Source organism: Sphaerospermopsis sp. LEGE 08334, assembly GCF_015207205.1.
Classification (GTDB): domain Bacteria; phylum Cyanobacteriota; class Cyanobacteriia; order Cyanobacteriales; family Nostocaceae; genus Sphaerospermopsis.
The window spans coordinates 90,215-108,848 of record NZ_JADEXH010000007.1 but is presented as its reverse complement, the minus strand read 5'-3'; the positions used below and the strand labels follow the sequence as shown (position 1 = coordinate 108,848).

Genomic DNA, 18,634 nt, shown 5'->3' with positions numbered 1-18,634 from the left:
ACGGGAGCATGGGAGCGGTTATCCCTCTGTAGACTTTCACGCTGTAGCCCAACGCGATTGTGTTCCAATTAAGTTTCTGAAAAAGACTACCACCATCATTGCTTGGTTTTCGCGTCGGCAATAGTCTCAATTCAATACTTGATATCACCGTATTATATATCAAGTAGTTGATTTTTTCCGGAAAATATATTGATTTTTGTCAATATAAGTATAGTTTTGTCTATGAAATTGTCAACTTAGGACAAGCTCATTATGGCTTGCCAAAGAGACTGAAAACCAAGATAAATCAAGGGATACAGGGGGTTAAAATGCTTACACAATCAGGATGATTACTCAAATTCGGAAATATAGAATATAATCATCTGCTAACCTCAGTTCTGATAGAATGAGGTGGTTAAAAGAGTGTAAAGTTATACAAATTGACAGTGTTAGTGTAAGAAAAATATCACGATTTTTTATATTCTTGCAAGAGTGTCAATTAAGTAAAATTGAAATATTCTTAAATACAAATTCAACAAACATCCAGAAACTAATGCAACAAGATTGATAAATTCAGGTGATATTAAGACATCATCCAATCTTAGCAATCAAATTTACCAGTAGTTTAGGTATTATTTTTCAATATTGACTGGCTAGAAATTCAGTGTAATCGAGTAATAAATAAATGGGACAAGGTTTTTTACAAATTGCGTTAACCCTATGTATGGTCATAGCTATCACACCACTATTGGGACAATACATAGCCCGTGTTTTTTTGGGAGAAAGCACAATACTTGATCCCATCATGAACCCGATAGAGAGAATGTTATATCTATTGGGAGGTGTTGGTGAAAAAGAAGAAATGACAGCATGGCAGTATATCCGGGCTGTAATATCCAGTAACCTGATCATGGGTATTTCTGTGTGTTTGCTCATCTCTTTTCAGGGAATACTGCCTTGGAATCCCAACGGTTTGGGAATGCCCAGATGGGATATAGTGCTACATACTACAATATCATTTTTAACTAACACAGATCAGCAACATTACACAGGGGAAACAACATTAAGCCATTTTAGCCAAACAGCAGCTTTAGGGTTTTTAATGTTTACCTCAGCAGCAACAGGTTTAGCAGTAGGAATAGCATTTATTCGGGGGTTAACAGGTAGAAAATTAGGGAATTTTTACGTTGATATTACCCGTGCCATTACCAGGATATTGTTGCCACTTTCAATTATTGGGGCGATCGCTCTCCTGGCTTTAGGTGTACCACAAACATTAGAAGGAACTTTAGCAGTCCAAACCCTAGATGGAGGAACTCAGTACATAGCTAGAGGACCAGTTGCATCCTTTGAAATTATCAAACTGTTAGGCAACAACGGCGGCGGCTTTTTTGCTGCTAACTCAGCCCATCCCTTTGAAAATCCCAATGGCGCATCTAATTTATTAGAAATCATCGCCATGATAGCAATTCCCTCATCCTTAATTTATACCTACGGCGTATTTGCTAACAACAAAAAACAAACTTGGTTACTGTTTTGGATGGTGTTTATCATATATATAGTTATGATTTGGGTTACAGCAGTGGGTGAAGTACAAGGAAATCCCATTATTAACCAAGCATTAAACACAGAACTACCGAATTTAGAAGGGAAAGAAGTAAGATTTGGCTGGGCAGAAACAGCATTATGGGCAGTAACAACCACCGCTACCATGACTGGTGCAGTCAACGGAATGCACGATTCCTTAATGCCCCAAGGTATATTTTCTAGCTTATTCAATTTATTTGTACAGATAATTTGGGGAGGACAAGGAACAGGAACAGCCTACCTATTTATTTATCTGATCCTGACCGTCTTTATAACTGGGTTAATGGTAGGACGCACCCCCGAATTTTTAGGACGCAAAATAGAACAACGGGAAATATTTCTGGCCAGCGTCGTCCTACTGATTCATCCGATCATGGTATTAGTGCCTAGTGCGATCGCCCTAGCTTATCCCATATCCCTATCAGGAATCAGTAACCCCGGTTTTCACGGTATTTCCCAAGTAGTTTATGAATACGCATCAGCGGCAGCTAACAATGGTTCTGGCCTAGAGGGGTTGAAAGACAACACTTTATGGTGGAACTTGAGTAGCAGTTTCAGCATATTAGCAGGGCGTTACATTCCCATGATTGCCATCTTGCTTTTAGCTGATAGTATGTCTCGTAAAGCGACAGTTCCCCAAACTCGTGGTACTCTCAGAACCGACTCGTTACTATTTACCACCGTTACAGCTTTTGTCACCATCATTTTAGCCGTCCTCACCTTCTTCCCAGTTTTAGCCCTTGGTCCAGTCGCCGAAGGTTTAAAATTAGCATCTGGAAGTTAGGAGTCAGGAGTCAGGAGTCAGGAGTCAGGAGTGAGGAGAAAGAATTATTTTTTCAACTCTTGACTTTTGCCTCTTGCCTCTTGCCTTCTTTCTGTCACTTGTCACCTGTCACCTGTCACCTCTTCCTATGAACTCTGCTGCAACTACCCCAAGACCTAAATCTTCTCGTCCCCGTCCTAGCGATCGCCGTCTCAAACGCAAAAAAACACGCAGGATTAGTACCAAAGGACTCTACACTAGGGCAATGAGAGATACCTTTGTGAAGCTATCTCCCCAATATGCCATTAAAAATCCCATCATGTTTTTGGTGTGGTTGGGAACAATCATTACCCTAGCAGCCACAATTTATCCCCCCATATTTGGACCCGTCACCCAGAAAAACCCCCAGCCTTTCAACGGTTTAGTTACAGTTATCTTATTTTTCACTGTGCTTTTTGCCAATTTCGCCGAAGCATTGGCACAAGGAAGAGGTAAAGCCCAAGCTGATGCTTTGCGGTCTACCAGATCAGAAACCATCGCCAAAAAAATTGTCGTCGATGGCACAATCACAGAAATCCCTTCCACGGAACTGAAAAAAGGCGATACCGTTCATGTAGTTGCAGGTGATATCATCCCCGCCGATGGGGAAGTGATTATGGGTGTCGCTTCTGTTGATGAATCAGCCATTACCGGTGAATCAGCCCCAGTCCTCAAAGAATCAGGTTCAGATGTTGCCAGTTCTGTAACCGGTGGGACGCGCATTATCTCCGATGAATTAATCATCCGTATTACTGCTGACCCCGGTAAAGGATTTATTGACCGGATGATCAACTTAGTAGAAGGAGCAGAACGCACTAAAACACCTAATGAAATTGCTTTAACAATTTTACTGTCAGTGCTGACCTTGGCATTTTTGTTTGTAGTCGCCACCTTGCCCGCCTTTGCCTACTATGTCAACAGTCCTGTGAGCGTTACCGTATTAATTGCCCTTTTGGTTGCACTCATACCTACCACCATTGGGAGTTTACTTAGTGCTATTGGTATTGCGGGTATGGATAGAGTCGCCCAATTTAACATCATTGCTACTTCAGGACAGGCAGTGGAAGCCTGTGGAGATATAAATACTTTAGTCTTAGATAAAACAGGTACAATCACTTTGGGAAACCGTTTAGCAGAAGCTTTTATACCCATCAACGGTCACTCAATGTCGGAAATTGCTAATGTGGCTTTAGCTGCCAGTATCTTTGACGATACTCCAGAAGGTAAATCTATTATCCGCTTGGCAGAAAAATTTGGCGCAAAATTTGATATAGACCGCAAACAAGCCCAAGGAGTAGAATTTTCCGCCAAAACCCGCATCAGTGGTACTAACTTTCCTGGTGGACATGAGGCACGAAAAGGTGCGGTGGCAGCAATTAAAGGTTTTGTTCGTTCTCGCAATGGACGGGAAACTCCAGAATTAGATACTGCTTATGAGGAAGTTTCTCATCAAGGAGGTACGCCTTTAGCTGTTTGTCTCGATAATGAAATCTATGGGGTGATTTATCTCAAAGATATTGTTAAACCTGGTATTCGCGAACGTTTTGAGCAACTGCGGCGCATGGGAGTCCGTACCGTGATGTTAACTGGAGATAACCGCATCACCGCTTCTGTTATTGCTAAAGAAGCAGGAGTAGATGAATTTATCGCCGAAGCTACACCAGAAGATAAAATCAGCGTCATCGAGCGGGAACAAGCAGAAGGTAAACTGGTGGCCATGACCGGAGATGGAACTAATGATGCTCCTGCTTTAGCTCAAGCTAATGTTGGTGTAGCTATGAATACGGGTACTCAAGCTGCTAAGGAAGCTGCTAATATGGTGGACTTAGACTCTGATCCTACCAAACTCATTGATATCGTTAGTATTGGTAAACAATTATTGATTACTCGTGGGGCATTGACGACATTTTCTATCGCCAATGATATTGCTAAATATTTTGCCATTATACCAGTAATTTTTGCAGCTGCTAATTTACAAGGCTTGAATATTATGAAGTTAACCAGTGTGAATTCGGCTGTATTATCGGCACTGATTTATAATGCTTTGATTATTCCGGTTTTGATTCCTTTAGCATTGAAGGGTGTCAAATTTCGGCCTTTAACAGCCAATCAACTTCTGCAACGCAATATTTTTCTTTATGGCTTAGGTGGTGTAATTGCTCCATTTATTGCTATTAAATTCATAGATATGCTAATTACAGTTGCAGGTTTAGCTTAATCGGAGACTGGGGACTGGGGACTGGGTAATCAATTTTATTTTTCCCAATCACCAATTACCAATCACCAATTACCAATCACCAATTACCAATTACCAATCACCAATTACCAATTATGGGGTTTATTAGAGAAACTGTCCGTGCTATGCGGATGATTTTATTACTTTGGTTGTTAACAGCAATTATTTATCCTTTGGCAATATTAGGGTTTGGTCAGTTGGCATTCCCTTCTTCAGCTAATAGTAGTATTGTTTTAAATATAGATGCTCAACCCATTGGTTCATCTTTGATTGGTCAAGTTTTTACATCAGATCAATATTTTCATGGTCGTCCCAGTGCTGTGAGATATAGCCAAGGTAGAATAGCCAGACCAACTGGTATATCAGGGGGTAGTAATCTTGCTCCTAGTAATTCAGAACTAACTAATAGAATTATTGAAGAAGCAACTCAGTTTCAAGATGAAAATATACAACCTGCGGCTGATTTAATTTACTCTTCTGGTTCTGGTTTAGATCCTCATATTTCTTTGAAGGCAACACGTCAGCAGTTAGCCAGAGTTGCACAAGCACGGGGCATTAAAGAAGATGAAATTATCCCTTTAATTAATAAGTATACTGATGGCAGATTTTTAGGTATCTTTGGTGAACCAGGAGTTAATGTTTTGCGTTTAAATTATGCTCTAGATTTGCAAGAAATTAACCGTCAGCAAAATTAATAATCAATTGACACTGATTCTATGTATTTCCAAGGAAAAGGAAAACACAAAATCTTTATTGGCATGGCTCCAGGGGTAGGTAAAACCTACAGAATGTTGGAAGAGGGACACGCACTCAAACAGGAAGGTATTGATGTTGTTATCGGACTTGTGGAAACTCACGGACGTAAAGAAACGGCAGAAAAAGCTGAAGGTTTAGAAAACATACCGCCAAAATTATGGTCTCGTGGTGATTTAATGTTACCAGAAATGGATACTCAGGCAATTATTAACCGTTGTCCTCAATTAGTATTAGTCGATGAACTTGCCCATACTAATGTTCCTGGTTCACCACGAGAAAAACGTTATGAAGATGTAGAAGTTGTTTTGGCAGCAGGTATTGATGTCTACTCAACTATGAATGTTCAACACCTGGAAAGTCTTAATGATATAGTAGCAAGAATTACGGGTGTAGTTGTGCGTGAGCGAGTCCCCGATAAAATTTTAGAAGTTGCTGATGAGGTAGTCGTTGTTGATGTAACGCCAGAAACTTTGGAAGAAAGGTTATTAGAAGGCAAAATATATGCCCATGATCAAATTAAATCAGCTTTAGATAACTTTTTTCAAAGACGTAATTTAATCGCTTTGCGAGAATTGGCTTTACGGGAAGTTGCTGATAATGTAGAAGAAGATGCTATTGCTTCTATACCCAAAGGTCAAAGTTTTGGTGTTCACGAAAGAGTTTTAATTTGTGTATCTACTTATCCTAATTCTGTACAACTTTTACGTCGGGGCGCAAGATTGGCTGGTTATATGAATGCTCCTTTGTATGTTTTATTTGTGGCTAATCCTGACGATTTTTTAACTAAAGAAGAAAGCCTACATATTGATATTTGTGAAAATTTATGTAAAGAATTTAATGGAATTTTTATTCGGGTAAGTAATAGTAATATTGCTAAGGCAATTGCAGAAGTCGCTGAAAAATATCATATTACTCAAGTCGTCATTGGTGAGAGTAGGCGTTCTCGTTGGGAAATTCTGCTGAAAGGTTCTTTAATTCAAAAGTTGGTAGGGTTGCTCAAAAATATTGATTTACATATTATTGCCACTGGAAAAAATTAAAAATTTAAAAGTCAGGATTCAGGAGTCAGAATAATTGTTCAGTACCCAAGCAAAATTAATTCAACATATTGAGTGAAAACCAAAATGTCTGTTTTCCTTAATTCCTATTCCCTGAGCATTCCACTCCCAAATATAAAATTTATTTTGCACGACTACTTAAATCAGGACTTAACAGATTCACGGGGAGCATCCCAAATGTGTAAATTTATTTTGATCTAACGGTAAAAATGATCCAAGGTCTTGATATGATTGAACCGCAAAGGACGCAAAGGACACAAAGGTAAGAGAGTTTAAGATATTTTTTAGTGTTGCTGCGATTATTTTTTCAAAATTGGGATGCTCCCGATTCACGATTGTATAAATGGTTTTCATCAAGGTAACATTTAAGTTAAACTACCTTTTAAAATCACACCAGAATCTCTGTCAATGCACCCGACTCGTGTTATAGGTTTAATGAGTGGCACATCTGTGGATGGGATAGATGCTGCCTTGGTAGAAATTGTTGGTACAGATTTGGATCTGAAAGTTGAATTATTAGCCGGGAAAACCTATCCTTACCCTGCTGCACTAAGAGAAAAAATATTGGCTATCTGTGCCGGTGCGCCTATCTCAATGGCAGAACTGGCAGAAATAGATGATGCGATCGCTCTTGTTTTTGCCCAAGCAGCCCAAAATATTCAAGTCGGTTATCCCCCTGCCACCCTTATCGGTTCTCACGGTCAAACTGTTTACCATCGACCTCCAGGGTTTTCTATTTCAGAAAATTCTGTTTCAGGAAATATTTTACCCAGTCATCAGTCACCATTCCCCTATCTCCAATCATTAGGTTACAGTTTGCAGCTTGGCCGGGGTGCTTTAATTTCTCGCCTGACAGGCATTACTACTATTAGTAATTTCCGTGTGGCTGATATTGCTGTTGGTGGTCATGGTGCGCCTCTTGTTCCTAGAGTCGATGCCTATTTACTGAGTCATCCCCAGGAAGCACGTTGTATTCAAAATGTTGGTGGTATTGGTAATGTAACTTATCTACCTCCCCGGCGTGATGACTGGTTAAATCAAATTCTGGCTTGGGATACTGGTCCTGGAAATAGTCTCTTGGATTTGGCAGTGCAATATTTTAGCAATGGTGCTAAAAGTTATGATGAAAATGGTAGTTGGGCTGCTAGAGGTAGTCCCTGTTATCCATTGGTAGAAAAATGGCTAAGTCAAGATTATTTTCGTTTACCACCCCCTAAATCTACTGGTCGGGAGTTATTTGGTGTAACTTATCTACATCAGTGTTTACAAGACTGCCAAGCATATCAACTTAGTCCAGCAGATGTGCTGGCAACAATTACAGAACTCACAGCTGCTTCGATTGTTAATAGTTACCATGCTTTTTTACCGCGAATGCCAAAATGTTTATTATTATGTGGAGGGGGTAGTCAGAATCTTTACTTAAAACACAGGTTAGAGTTATTGTTGAAATCAGTAAAAGTTTTAACTACAGATGAAGCTGGGGTAAGTGCAGAGTTTAAAGAAGCGATCGCTTTCGCTATTTTAGCCTACTGGAGACAGTTAGGTCTTCCTGGTAATTTACCCGTTGCAACTGGAGCAGATCAAGAAGTGGTTTTAGGAGAAGTACATCCGGTGACAGGTGATAAGTGAGGAAAATTTTAGATTTTAGATGTTAGATTTTAGATTGGAAATCACAAAAACAATACCTTCGGGTGATGCCTCCGGCACGTTACGCTAACAGCAGTTGCTCATGGGGAAACCCCCAAGAACTCACTGCTTGACCAAAATCCAAAATCAATAACTCCTGACTCCTGACTCCTAAGATTATTGTTGTTGAAAAATCAAAGGAATTTATAAGGTGGCTCACAGTTTTTTATTGGAACCAGGACGCTGGATCATGCAAGGAAGTTGGTTGGAAAGAAATAGTATGCCGATTAGCTTTAAAGGTATGACTTTGGTAGTTTGGGATCGTGATGATTGGTTTTCTATGGCGACAAAGTTGGTTTTTCCTGGTAGCGATCGTTCAGAAATATCTTGCCAATATAAAGGTAGACTGCATGAAGGCGATCGCCAATATACTTTTTTGCTTCAGCACAATATATTTGGACAGATTGAAGGTGAAGGTTGGATTTGCCCAGATACCATCGTACAGCGTTATTGGGTCCTGGGCGATCGCGAACGTCGCAGCGGTTTTGAAACTTTACACCAGATTTCAGAAGATAGTTACTACCTGACTAGCGGTATCTTAGCAGGTCATTTTCTCACTAGTACCATGGAGGCCAGCCTAGAACGTCAAGTCAAGTAAATACATCAGGAGTTAGGAGTCAGGAGTCAGGAGTCGTAAGGGCAAAGCGTTCGTAAAATAGCCTTGGACAAAAATTTATAACCGACTTTCCGCACTTCAAAATGTAATACGTTAATACTTCAATTATTTTTACAAAAAATGTTGACATAATTCAGTATTTAAACGTGTAGTCTACAGACCTTTGGCGATAGCGAAGCGCTGCTGCAAGCAGTTCGCTATTCAACGACCATTAACCCCAATTGTTGTAGTCTTTGTATGTTACAAAACGAAGTGCGGAATGTGGGATAAAAGTCATAATCTCTGACTAATCGCCGACACCCCATCAACTAACCGTAAGTGCGTTAGTTTTGCCAGTTTTGCCGGAAATTATCAAGGCTCTTTTTTTGGCTAAGGTATTGAGAAAATATACTTGCTTCTACATGAAAAAAGTCTGCCAATTTTTGGGTTAATTTTGGATTTATTTTTTGATTGCCATTTAAAATTACCCAAAATCACGAAACTCCTTACCGTGCCATATTCTTAATACAAAAATCCCATCCTCAAGACGTAAATATCGCACAACATAATCACCAGCTACAAGTTCACGGACATTTTCAAGTTCCGGTATAGAACGCCCTATATCGGGATGCAGTACAAGTTTTGCGATCGCTTGTCGCAGCCGCAGAGATATGCGTTCTGCCGCTTTGGGATTATGAACCGCGATAAACTCACGTAACCGAATCAAATCTTGAACTGCACTTTCCGAAAACTCTAATTTCATAGCAAAGGAGGCTTAGTTTCAGCCGCAGTTCCCCAAGTCTCCAACCATTTCATCACCTCTTCTCCTGATACTACACGACTGGCTTCAATATCAGCTAAAGCGTCTTGAGTTTCTTCCAATATCCTTTGTTTAAGTTCTTCCTGCTCAATATACCTACGGAGAGCATCATTTATTATCCAACCTTTAGAACGCTTAGTACGGTTAGCAGTGATCTCAAGTTTCTCTTGCAAGTCATCATCAAGCCGAAAACTCGTGGTACTCATGAAATTACCTCAATAATGCACAATATTATATTGCATTATTTTGAATATAATTCATTATTCATCAACTTTCAACAGAGAAGTAATAAATAATTCATTCTTTAGACTCTTTCTTCCTTATTGATACTGGTTCATCCTTTGATATATCTGGTATCTGGATAATAAGTAAAGTTTTGTAAATAAAATTTCTTGATTAACGCAAATTATAGTTATATAAAATGGAAAGCTGAATTTAATTAACTGCACTCTCGAAGTAAGAAAAAAATGCCGACATCCTTGGCAGCAGGAGGAAGCAAACAACAAACGGCTCTATTCTTTGAGATATGAGCTTTTTGGGTAATTTTTGTATTCCACTAAATTAGTTTCAGCTATATACAATAGCCTCTTCTACAAAATTGGTCTGGGCATTATTAGACTGAAATATGATTACTGAATTTACTTGTGTCAGATCCTGTGAGATCAAGAGCTTGTCCTAAGTTGACAATTTCATAGACAAAACTATACTTATATTGACAAAAATCAATATATTTTCCGGAAAAAATCAACTACTTGATATATAATACGGTGATATCAAGTATTGAATTGAGACTATTGCCGACGCGAAAACCAAGCAATGATGGTGGTAGTCTTTTTCAGAAACTTAATTGGAACACAATAGCGTTGGGCTACACCGTGAAAGTCTACAGAGGGATAACCGCTCCCATGCTCCCGTTGAAGTAGAAAGTAAAGTCTAGCTTTGTCTAGGTTTTATATAGCAGAAGGAGGTCGCCCACTGCGACAAAAGCAAACCTACTCTATGCCATAGTGGAACCTGAATCTAATCCCCACTGATGCTTGAGAAGCTCTTTATAAGTTGCTTCCCTGACAACCATTTGTTCATAGAGTTTAACCAAAAACTCTTGTGCTTGTTCATGGCTCATGTTCTTGACCTGTGTAGCAAATGAACAAATGCTAAATTGCTGTTCCAAGGAAAGCTCTATTGGTTGATTCATAGTTAAAACCTCAAAAAACAACGCTTAACAGTGATATTGGTGACAGAAAAGCCAAGGGCGTGAGACTTGGGCTGATATTTGTTTTCAGCATTTGTTTTTCCTCTGTATTAAGAAAGATAACAATTGTTTGACAAATTGCCCAGTACCTTGCGTTTAGTTTTTCTGTTTCTAAATCTTGCGTTTAAATCTAATGTTTTAAGCCCATGATTCCTGAAAGCAGGTTTTATGTAAGTAGACTTATGGACCAATCAAGGATTTTTACAGTAGATTTATTTGAGCTTGATTGTTGATCCTTGCAGTTGGGACTAACAAGGGCGAGAATTTCAAAATTTCAATTTTCTAAATATATAGATATCTCCGAAAATTACATAAGCATAACCTGAAACCCTTGGTAGGGAAAATTCATGAATTGTCCCTACATCTTTTTCGGAGATGTCTAATGTAAATTTAGCCTCATCAGGTGAATTGAAAGACTTAAAGATATTTTTAGCAATTTGCTAACATAAAAAATGCTCAAATTGAACAAAATGCTGAGTATATTTACTTTGTTGGTTTTTGGGCATTGGAAGATGGGGATATGGGAAGAATAGATAATTAGGAATTAAGTGCAAAGTTTTTCAGTTGCCACCTCATAAAAGCTTGCACTTTTTGAAAGCCCAAATCGGTAAAACCCTTTACCTGTAAAGTTTTCATAGTTATTCAGCAACCCCTAATTCCCTATTCCCTATTCCCTATTATGAATTTTCCTCAACAACTACAAGGACAACAGTAATGTTGTCGTGTCCACCTTCCTCTTTTGCTGCTTCAACCAAAGAAAAAGCAGCTTTATCAAGTACAGGAAAATTGTCAAGGCAAGTTTTAATTTGGGGAGCGACGAGTTCTTCCGTGAGTCCATCACTACATAAAAGTAAGCGATCGCCAACCTTGATATCTAATGTTTGTATATCAACCTGATGCACATCTTCACGACCTAAACAGCGTGATAACACATGACGATAGGGGTGTACCCGGGCTTCTTCGGCGGAGATATCACCAAGTTTGATAGCTCTAGCGATCCAAGTATGATCCTCTGTGATTTGCTCTAATTGGGATTCGCGATAACGGTATAATCTTGAATCTCCCACATGAGCGCAAAAAGGTGGTTCTGAGTCACGGAAAACTACTACAACAACAGTAGTTCCCATATCAGCACGTTCAGGATGACTTTGCTGATCCTGTAAAATTCCTTTATTAGCTGCCAGCAAAGCTTTTTCTAATAATGCTGACGTAGATTGAGAAGATTGCCAATTTGCTTCTAAATACGCCCGAATTTCTTGGGCAGCAATGTGACTTGCCTGTTCTCCTCCTGCATGACCGCCCATACCGTCAGCAACTATAAAAAACCGTCCTTCCGGGTCTATATAGTAAGCATCTTGATTATTAGAACGAATAAGTCCCGGATCGGTCAAACCCGCGAAGTTAAGTTTCATAAATTTGTGCAGCAATAATTAATACTTCTGATCATAACGGTCAAGGCGTGAAATTAGGCGGAGAAGTACAAGTGAAACTCCGGCAGCAATTAAACCTGCTACTGCTGCTAACCATACATAATGATTCACCAAAAGAATCGTAGCAGAAATTGTAAATCCACTGATGATCAAAGCATAACTCATTCCCATTTGAATACTAGTTTGTCGCCTTAATAGACGTTCTGTTTCTAGGGAACGAACCCGCAGACGAAGATCACCCCGTTCTAGTTTATCCAGTGTATCTTCTAATCGACGTGGTAGACCTAAAGCAGTGCTACTGACTTGTACTGCTTGACGACTTAATTCATTCAAGAAACTATTCCCCTCTGAACCACTACTATTAGTCATAAGTTCCATTGCATAAGGCTGGGCAACTTCCATAAAATTAAATTCTGGGTCTAAACCCTTTCCCACCCCTTCTAGGGTAGAAAAAGCCCGCATGACAAAGGTAAAAGTTGCTGGAAATCTAAATGGTTGATTGTAAGCTATTTCATAGAGGTCTTCGCTGATGGCGGCCACTGATTGAGCTTCAAAAGGTTTATCCATGAAGTTATCCAGCATATACTGGACAGAACGCCGCACCGGACCCATGTCGTCTATTGGTGCGATCGCACCCAAATCAATCAGAGACTGTACCACGCGATCGCCATCTTTTTGAGCGATCCCAAACAAAGTTTCCATTAGTCCTTCGCGGACATTGGATTTAATTGTTCCCATCATCCCGAAGTCGTAGAAAATCAAAGCACCATCGGCACTAACTGCCAAATTACCAGGGTGGGGATCAGCGTGGAAGAAACCGTTATTGAGTAATTGGTGTAAATATGCTTGAGCGCCATAACGAGCGATCGCTTTCCGATCCACACCCGCAGCTTCTAAAGCGTCATATTGACTCACTTTAATTCCGGGGACATATTCCAAAGTAATGACCCTAGAAGTAGCATAACGCCAATAAACCCTGGGTACTTTCACCCAGTTATAAGCGCGGAAATTGCGGCGAAAAGTATCAGCATTGCGCCCTTCATTTAGGTAATCAATTTCCTCCCAGAGAATGCGACAACATTCTTCATAAATACCCATCCAATCTCGTCCCCGTCCCCATTTAGGATGATTTTGGAAGTAGCGGGCAATACCTTTGAGAATTTGTAAATCTATTTCAAACAGCTTTTTGAGTCCCGGACGTTGCACCTTGACAACTACCGATTCTCCAGAATGTAACACAGCTTTGTGAACTTGTCCCAAACTAGCAGCAGCCAGGGGAACTGGTTCAAAACTGTGGAATAGTTCAGGAATTTTTTTACCTAACTCCTGCTCAATAATTGCCTCTACTTGTTCATAGCTAAAAGCTGGTACTCTATCCTGTAACTTAGATAACTCTTCCACGTATTCACTAGGAAAGATATCAGCACGGGTAGAGAACAGCTGACCAACTTTAATAAAAGTCGGTCCCAAATTTAAAAATGTCTCTCTAATCCAGATAGCTTGGGCTTTACGTCTAGCAGCTTGTTCAGCTTCCGTTACACCCCCAGGATAACTCCAAGCTTTATTATACCGCCAAATTTTGAACATTAAAGTCAAAACAAAAGACCAAATATCCACAAAGCGGCGTTTGCTAGAGTATGTTTCCCGATTCCAACGGTAAGCCTTACCTGAATAACCTTGTTCCATATTTTTTTCGTACCGTTGGGTATTCACGGAATCTCCACTAATAACAGACACTCTTCGTAATGGGTAATGGGTAATGGGTGATGGGTGATGGGTGATGGGTAATGGGTAACGGGTAATGGGTAATAAATGTTATTTTTCCCTATTCCCTATTCCCTATTCCCTATTCCCTGTTCCCTGTTCCCCGTTCCCTGTTCCCTTTATCTATTTTGACGCACTGCGATATTTTTGTAATTCAGTGCGTAATAAGGCGATTTCTGCCCGCAATTCGTCAATTTCTGCTTGTAAGTCTGTTGAACCTACACCAGATGCACCGCTACCTGTGGTTGTTCCAGTTTCTGAGGCTTCGGCAGCCCGATTAGCTCGTGCTATGACTTCCTCTGTAAACTGGCGTAACTGTTCTCTGGCTTCAGCATCAAATTTACCCAGTTCGCTCAAAGCATCGGTCAAGGCGACTTCTACACGCTCATTAATTACTTCTGCTACTGCTCTGCCTACAAAAAAGGCTTGCACAAGGGGATTACTCATAAATTTTTGTAAAGTTGCTCCGCAAGAAAATTATAACTTGCATTCAGCATCAGGTGTTGACTATCATTCAGAAGTTTATCAGTATTGGGCTGCTAATGAATTTGTATAATTTTAGCTGGTAATCCCTCAAATACTGGAATTATTCAATAATTTTAATATCTAAATAATTATGAATACATACGTAAATATTTATTGCAATATATTTAATTTAATATTAAATATTTATTAGTTCAATTTAAATTAAGTATAATAATTAAATTGTCACAATCAGGATTTATCAGAATGCAAGATGTCCAGGATTAGATGATTTACATGATTAAATATTAAAAATTAAACGCAGATAAACGCAGATAAACGCAGATGATTTTTAGATTCAGAATTTCCTGGATTTAAGGATTTACAGGATAGTAATTGATTAATTTTTAGTTGATTGTTAAGGTGTAATATGTCAAGACTCTTAGTCACTCAATATCAAACCGAAGTCCAAAAAATCATCCAGTTTGGTGGTTCTCGCAAAGAAACATCTATTCGCGTTGCTTTTCAAAACCTGTTAAATGAATATTGTAAACCCCGTGATTTTTTACTAATTCCTGAATTAGATTTTAAACTACCAAATGGTAAAGTCGTTTATCCCGACGGAACAATTAAAGATGCTTTGCGGTTAGATTGGGGTTATTGGGAAAGTAAGGATCAATATGATAATTTAGATCAGGAAATTGAGAAGAAATTAAATAAGGGTTATCCTGATAGTAATATTTTATTTGAAGATTGCCAAACTGCGGTTTTAATTCAAGCAGGTACAGAAACTCAGCGCGTTTCTATGCAAGATACAGACGCGCTAGATGGTATTATTAATAACTTTATAGATTTTGTCCGCCCTGAAGTCCGGGACTTTCGAGAAGCGATAGAAATATTTAAACAAGATATTCCCATTATATTAGATTCTCTCAGAAAATTGATTGATTGTCAAGAGGGAAATAATACTTTATTTGAAACTGCTAGAAACAAATTTTGGGAACTTTGTAAAAAGTCTATTAACCCGGAAATTACATTGTTAGATATTCGGGAAATGATGATTCAACATATTTTGACTGAGGATATTTTTATTAATATTTTCAGTGAGTCGCAGTTTCATCAAGAAAATAATGTTGCGCGGGAATTACAAGGGGTAATTTATACCTTTTTTACTGGAAGTTTAAAGCGGAATACGTTGGGAAGTATTGAAAGATATTATGCGGTAATTAAAAGAACTGCTGCTAATATTGTCAACCATCAAGAAAAACAGAAGTTTCTCAAAGCATTATACGAGAATTTTTATAAAGCATATAATCCTAAAGCTGCGGATAGGTTGGGTATTGTGTATACTCCGAATGAAATTGTCAGGTTTATGATAGAAAGTACGGATTTTTTAGTACATAAGCATTTTGGTAAGTTGTTAGGAGATAAAGATGTAGAAATTTTAGATCCTGCGACGGGTACGGGTACGTTTATTACTGAGTTGATTGATTATTTACCTCCCCATAGTTTACAGCATAAATATAAACATGAGATTCATTGTAATGAGGTGGCAATTTTACCTTATTATATAGCGAATTTGAATATTGAATATACTTATAAACAGAAAATGGGGGTTTATGAGGAGTTTAAAAATATTTGTTTTGTGGATACTTTGGATAATACGTCTTTTGAGGGTAAGCAATTGGATTTGTTTGCTATGACTGTGGAGAATACTGCTAGAATCAAAAGACAAAATGATAGGACTATTTCGGTTATTATTGGGAATCCTCCTTATAATGCAAATCAAGCTAATGAAAATGATAATAATAAAAATCGTATATACTCAGAGATAGATAAGTTAATTAAGGCTACTTATGTTAAGGAAAGTACAGCACAAAAAACTAAAGTTTATGATATGTATTCTCGTTTTATTCGTTGGGGTACTGATAGATTAGGAGATAATGGAATTATTGCTTTTATTACTAATTCATCTTTCATTAACGCAAAAGGTTTTGATGGTTTTAGAAAAAGTGTAGTCAATGAATTTGATTATATTTATATAATAGACTTAGGAGGAGATATCAGAGAAGGTGATACAACAGGTAATGTTTTTAATATTATTACTGGTGTTGCTATTACTTTTATGATTAAAATAAAATCCAAAAATAAGCTACCTTGTCTAATTATGTATTGTAATACTGAAAATTTTAATTCAGCACAAGAAAAACTCGATTTTTTAGCAAAAACTAAATTTGACTATTTCGCTTTTGAACATATTAAACCTGATCATCAAAATAACTGGGTTAATTTAACTGATAATGATTTTGATGATCTAATTTCTATAGGTGATAAAAAAAATAAATCTATTTTTGAGGTATTTTCTAATGGAGTTGCTACTAATAGAGATGAATGGGTCTATGATATTGATTTAGAAAATTTAGAAAATAAAAGTATATTCTTTATTGATGAATATAATCATGAAGTTCAAAGATGGATTCAATATAAAAAAGATAACAAGTATCAAGATATAAAGCAAGAAGATAATCCTATTGTAGATAAGTTTCTTGGTGAAAGAAATCTAATTAAATGGAGTTCAAGAATTAAAAGAGATAAATTAAGAAAAGAAAAAACAGATGTTTTTAATAGACAAGATTTAAGAGAATCACATTATAGACCTTTCGTAAAGAGATATATCTATTTTAGTTATATTCCCATTGATATAAAAGGTTCACAGCATTTATTTTTCCCTAAAAAGAGTTCTAGTAATTATGTTATTTGTTTTGCGAATAATGAACAGACTGATATTCTTCTTTTAGCTATTAATACTTTATGTGATTTGAATTTTTGTGCAAGAGGATCTAGTTGTTTTGCATTATATACTTATGACGAAAATGGAAACCATATTGATAACATAACCGACTGGGGAATAAATCAATTTCAAACCCATTATCAAGATGAAACAATCACCAAAATAGACATCTTTTATTATACTTATGCAGTATTACATAACCCAGAATACCGCAAAAAATACGAACTCAATTTAAAACGAGAATTTCCCCGCTTACCCTATTACGACAACTTCCAAAAATGGGTAAACTGGGGAAAACAACTCATGGAATTACATATCAATTATGAAACAGTCACACCTTATCAATTAACCCGTGTGGATATTCCCTTAAAAGACAACCAAAAAACCATCAAAGTTAAACTAAAAGCAGATAAAAATAAAGGTGTAATCATCTTAGATGATATTACCACATTAACAGGAGTTCCTGATATAGCTTGGGAATATATGCTAGGAAATCGGAGTGCATTAGAATGGATATTAGATCAATATAAAGAAAAGAAACCCAAAGATCCCACCATTGCGGAAAAGTTTAATACCTATCGGTTTGCAGATTATAAAGAACAGGTAATAGAACTGTTGATGAGAGTGTGTACAGTGAGTGTAGAGACAATGAAAATAATTAAAGAAATGTCAGAATCAGGATAACCAGGATTAAAGGATGTACAGGATGAAATATCAAAAATCAAACGCAGATGAACGCAGATAAACGCGGATGATTTTTGTATTTTCTCTGTGTTCTCTGTGTCTGGAGTGGTTCGATAAAAAAAAGAAATTGTCTGAATCAGGATATCCAGGATTAAAGGATGTACAGGATGTAATTGATCTCTATTTCTTCAGTTTTAAAATAATAGATTTATACATTCCTCACGAGTCAAATTAAAATGATTTTCCACATCTCGTAAAATTGCGCTCAGAGTTCCAACTTTAATAGGACTATGATTAGGGATAGTAATATGATGTTCACCATTTTCTTGAGTAGTTAAGCGAATATGACTACCTGTTTGATGATCAATCATATATCCTAGTTTACGCAAAGCTTGAGCAAGTTCTGACCCTGATAAATCTCTAGGTAATTTCATGAAGCAATTACCTCATCTCGAACAATATGTAAACGAATTAATTGGGGACGATTTTGTATATCAGGATAATGACAATGAACAGCATCTTTAATTAATTCTCGTAGTTCTGGAAGACTGTCAGCTTGAGTAAAAATTGATTGATTAATTGCTTTAGCAATATAACCTCCTTCATCATCTTCTTCCACTAGAAAAATAATTTCTTTAATGTTATTTTCTGGCATGATGTGTAATTTTCAATCATGAAATTTTAGGTTATAATTATAATATCATATTATTGATATTTTATCTCTTTTTCTAT

The 18,634-nt window shown here is 37.6% G+C and carries 15 protein-coding genes; 7 read left to right on the top strand and 8 right to left on the bottom strand.

Annotated features, from left to right (window positions below; all coding sequences use genetic code 11):
• Positions 1 to 664 precede the first annotated feature (664 nt).
• From kdpA to IQ237_RS05845, 6 genes are all read left to right on the top strand, one after another.
• On the top strand, positions 665 to 2,350 hold the full coding sequence (gene kdpA / locus IQ237_RS05870; RefSeq protein WP_194053251.1) for a potassium-transporting ATPase subunit KdpA: 1,686 nt from the start codon (positions 665 to 667) through the stop codon (positions 2,348 to 2,350).
• Between the two features lie 127 nt (positions 2,351 to 2,477).
• On the top strand, positions 2,478 to 4,586 hold the full coding sequence (kdpB, locus tag IQ237_RS05865; RefSeq protein ID WP_194053249.1) for a potassium-transporting ATPase subunit KdpB: 2,109 nt from the start codon (positions 2,478 to 2,480) through the stop codon (positions 4,584 to 4,586).
• 113 nt (positions 4,587 to 4,699) lie between these two features.
• Positions 4,700 to 5,299: a K(+)-transporting ATPase subunit C gene (kdpC, locus tag IQ237_RS05860; RefSeq protein ID WP_194053247.1), complete on the top strand. Its 600-nt coding sequence runs from the start codon at positions 4,700 to 4,702 to the stop codon at positions 5,297 to 5,299.
• 21 nt (positions 5,300 to 5,320) lie between these two features.
• Positions 5,321 to 6,400 (top strand): sensor histidine kinase KdpD, encoded by a 1,080-nt coding sequence (locus tag IQ237_RS05855; protein ID WP_194053245.1) that lies wholly within the window; start codon positions 5,321 to 5,323, stop codon positions 6,398 to 6,400.
• Between the two features lie 426 nt (positions 6,401 to 6,826).
• Positions 6,827 to 8,047: an anhydro-N-acetylmuramic acid kinase gene (locus IQ237_RS05850; protein ID WP_194053243.1), complete on the top strand. Its 1,221-nt coding sequence runs from the start codon at positions 6,827 to 6,829 to the stop codon at positions 8,045 to 8,047.
• A 208-nt stretch (positions 8,048 to 8,255) separates the two neighbouring features.
• On the top strand, positions 8,256 to 8,702 hold the full coding sequence (locus IQ237_RS05845) for a hypothetical protein (protein WP_193941608.1): 447 nt from the start codon (positions 8,256 to 8,258) through the stop codon (positions 8,700 to 8,702).
• 481 nt (positions 8,703 to 9,183) lie between these two features.
• Here the strand turns inward: IQ237_RS05845 and IQ237_RS05840 are convergent, their stop codons facing one another.
• From IQ237_RS05840 to IQ237_RS05815, 6 genes are all read right to left on the bottom strand, one after another.
• A complete protein-coding gene (locus IQ237_RS05840; RefSeq protein WP_190647819.1) occupies positions 9,184 to 9,462 on the bottom strand; it encodes a type II toxin-antitoxin system RelE/ParE family toxin in 279 nt (92 codons plus the stop codon).
• The gene (locus tag IQ237_RS05835; protein ID WP_194053241.1) at positions 9,459 to 9,725 is read right to left on the bottom strand and encodes a CopG family ribbon-helix-helix protein; all 267 of its coding nucleotides are present in this window, start codon (positions 9,723 to 9,725) and stop codon (positions 9,459 to 9,461) included. Before IQ237_RS05835 ends, IQ237_RS05840 begins: the two co-directional genes overlap by 4 nt.
• Positions 9,726 to 10,516: 791 nt before the next feature.
• Positions 10,517 to 10,714 (bottom strand): NblA/ycf18 family protein, encoded by a 198-nt coding sequence (locus tag IQ237_RS05830; RefSeq protein ID WP_096568971.1) that lies wholly within the window; start codon positions 10,712 to 10,714, stop codon positions 10,517 to 10,519.
• A 734-nt stretch (positions 10,715 to 11,448) separates the two neighbouring features.
• A complete protein-coding gene (locus IQ237_RS05825) occupies positions 11,449 to 12,183 on the bottom strand; it encodes a Stp1/IreP family PP2C-type Ser/Thr phosphatase (protein ID WP_194053239.1) in 735 nt (244 codons plus the stop codon).
• A gap of 18 nt (positions 12,184 to 12,201) precedes the next feature.
• Positions 12,202 to 13,887 carry an AarF/ABC1/UbiB kinase family protein gene (locus tag IQ237_RS05820; RefSeq protein ID WP_194053314.1) on the bottom strand — a complete coding sequence of 562 codons (1,686 nt, stop codon included), beginning with the start codon at positions 13,885 to 13,887 and terminating at the stop codon, positions 12,202 to 12,204.
• A gap of 201 nt (positions 13,888 to 14,088) precedes the next feature.
• Positions 14,089 to 14,412 (bottom strand): DUF6825 family protein, encoded by a 324-nt coding sequence (locus tag IQ237_RS05815; protein WP_194053237.1) that lies wholly within the window; start codon positions 14,410 to 14,412, stop codon positions 14,089 to 14,091.
• Positions 14,413 to 14,857: 445 nt separating this feature from the next.
• Here IQ237_RS05815 and IQ237_RS05810 point away from each other — a divergent pair, with 445 nt between their 5' ends.
• The gene (locus IQ237_RS05810) at positions 14,858 to 17,902 is read left to right on the top strand and encodes a type ISP restriction/modification enzyme (RefSeq protein WP_194053235.1); all 3,045 of its coding nucleotides are present in this window, start codon (positions 14,858 to 14,860) and stop codon (positions 17,900 to 17,902) included.
• Positions 17,903 to 18,096: 194 nt separating this feature from the next.
• Here IQ237_RS05810 and IQ237_RS05805 read toward each other — a convergent pair whose 3' ends face one another.
• Positions 18,097 to 18,336, bottom strand: coding sequence for a type II toxin-antitoxin system HicA family toxin (locus IQ237_RS05805; RefSeq protein ID WP_194053233.1), 240 nt, complete (start codon positions 18,334 to 18,336; stop codon positions 18,097 to 18,099).
• Positions 18,333 to 18,557, bottom strand: coding sequence for a 2-oxoisovalerate dehydrogenase (locus tag IQ237_RS05800; protein ID WP_194053231.1), 225 nt, complete (start codon positions 18,555 to 18,557; stop codon positions 18,333 to 18,335). The genes IQ237_RS05805 and IQ237_RS05800 overlap by 4 nt, the downstream gene beginning before the upstream one ends.
• Positions 18,558 to 18,634: the final 77 nt, after the last annotated feature.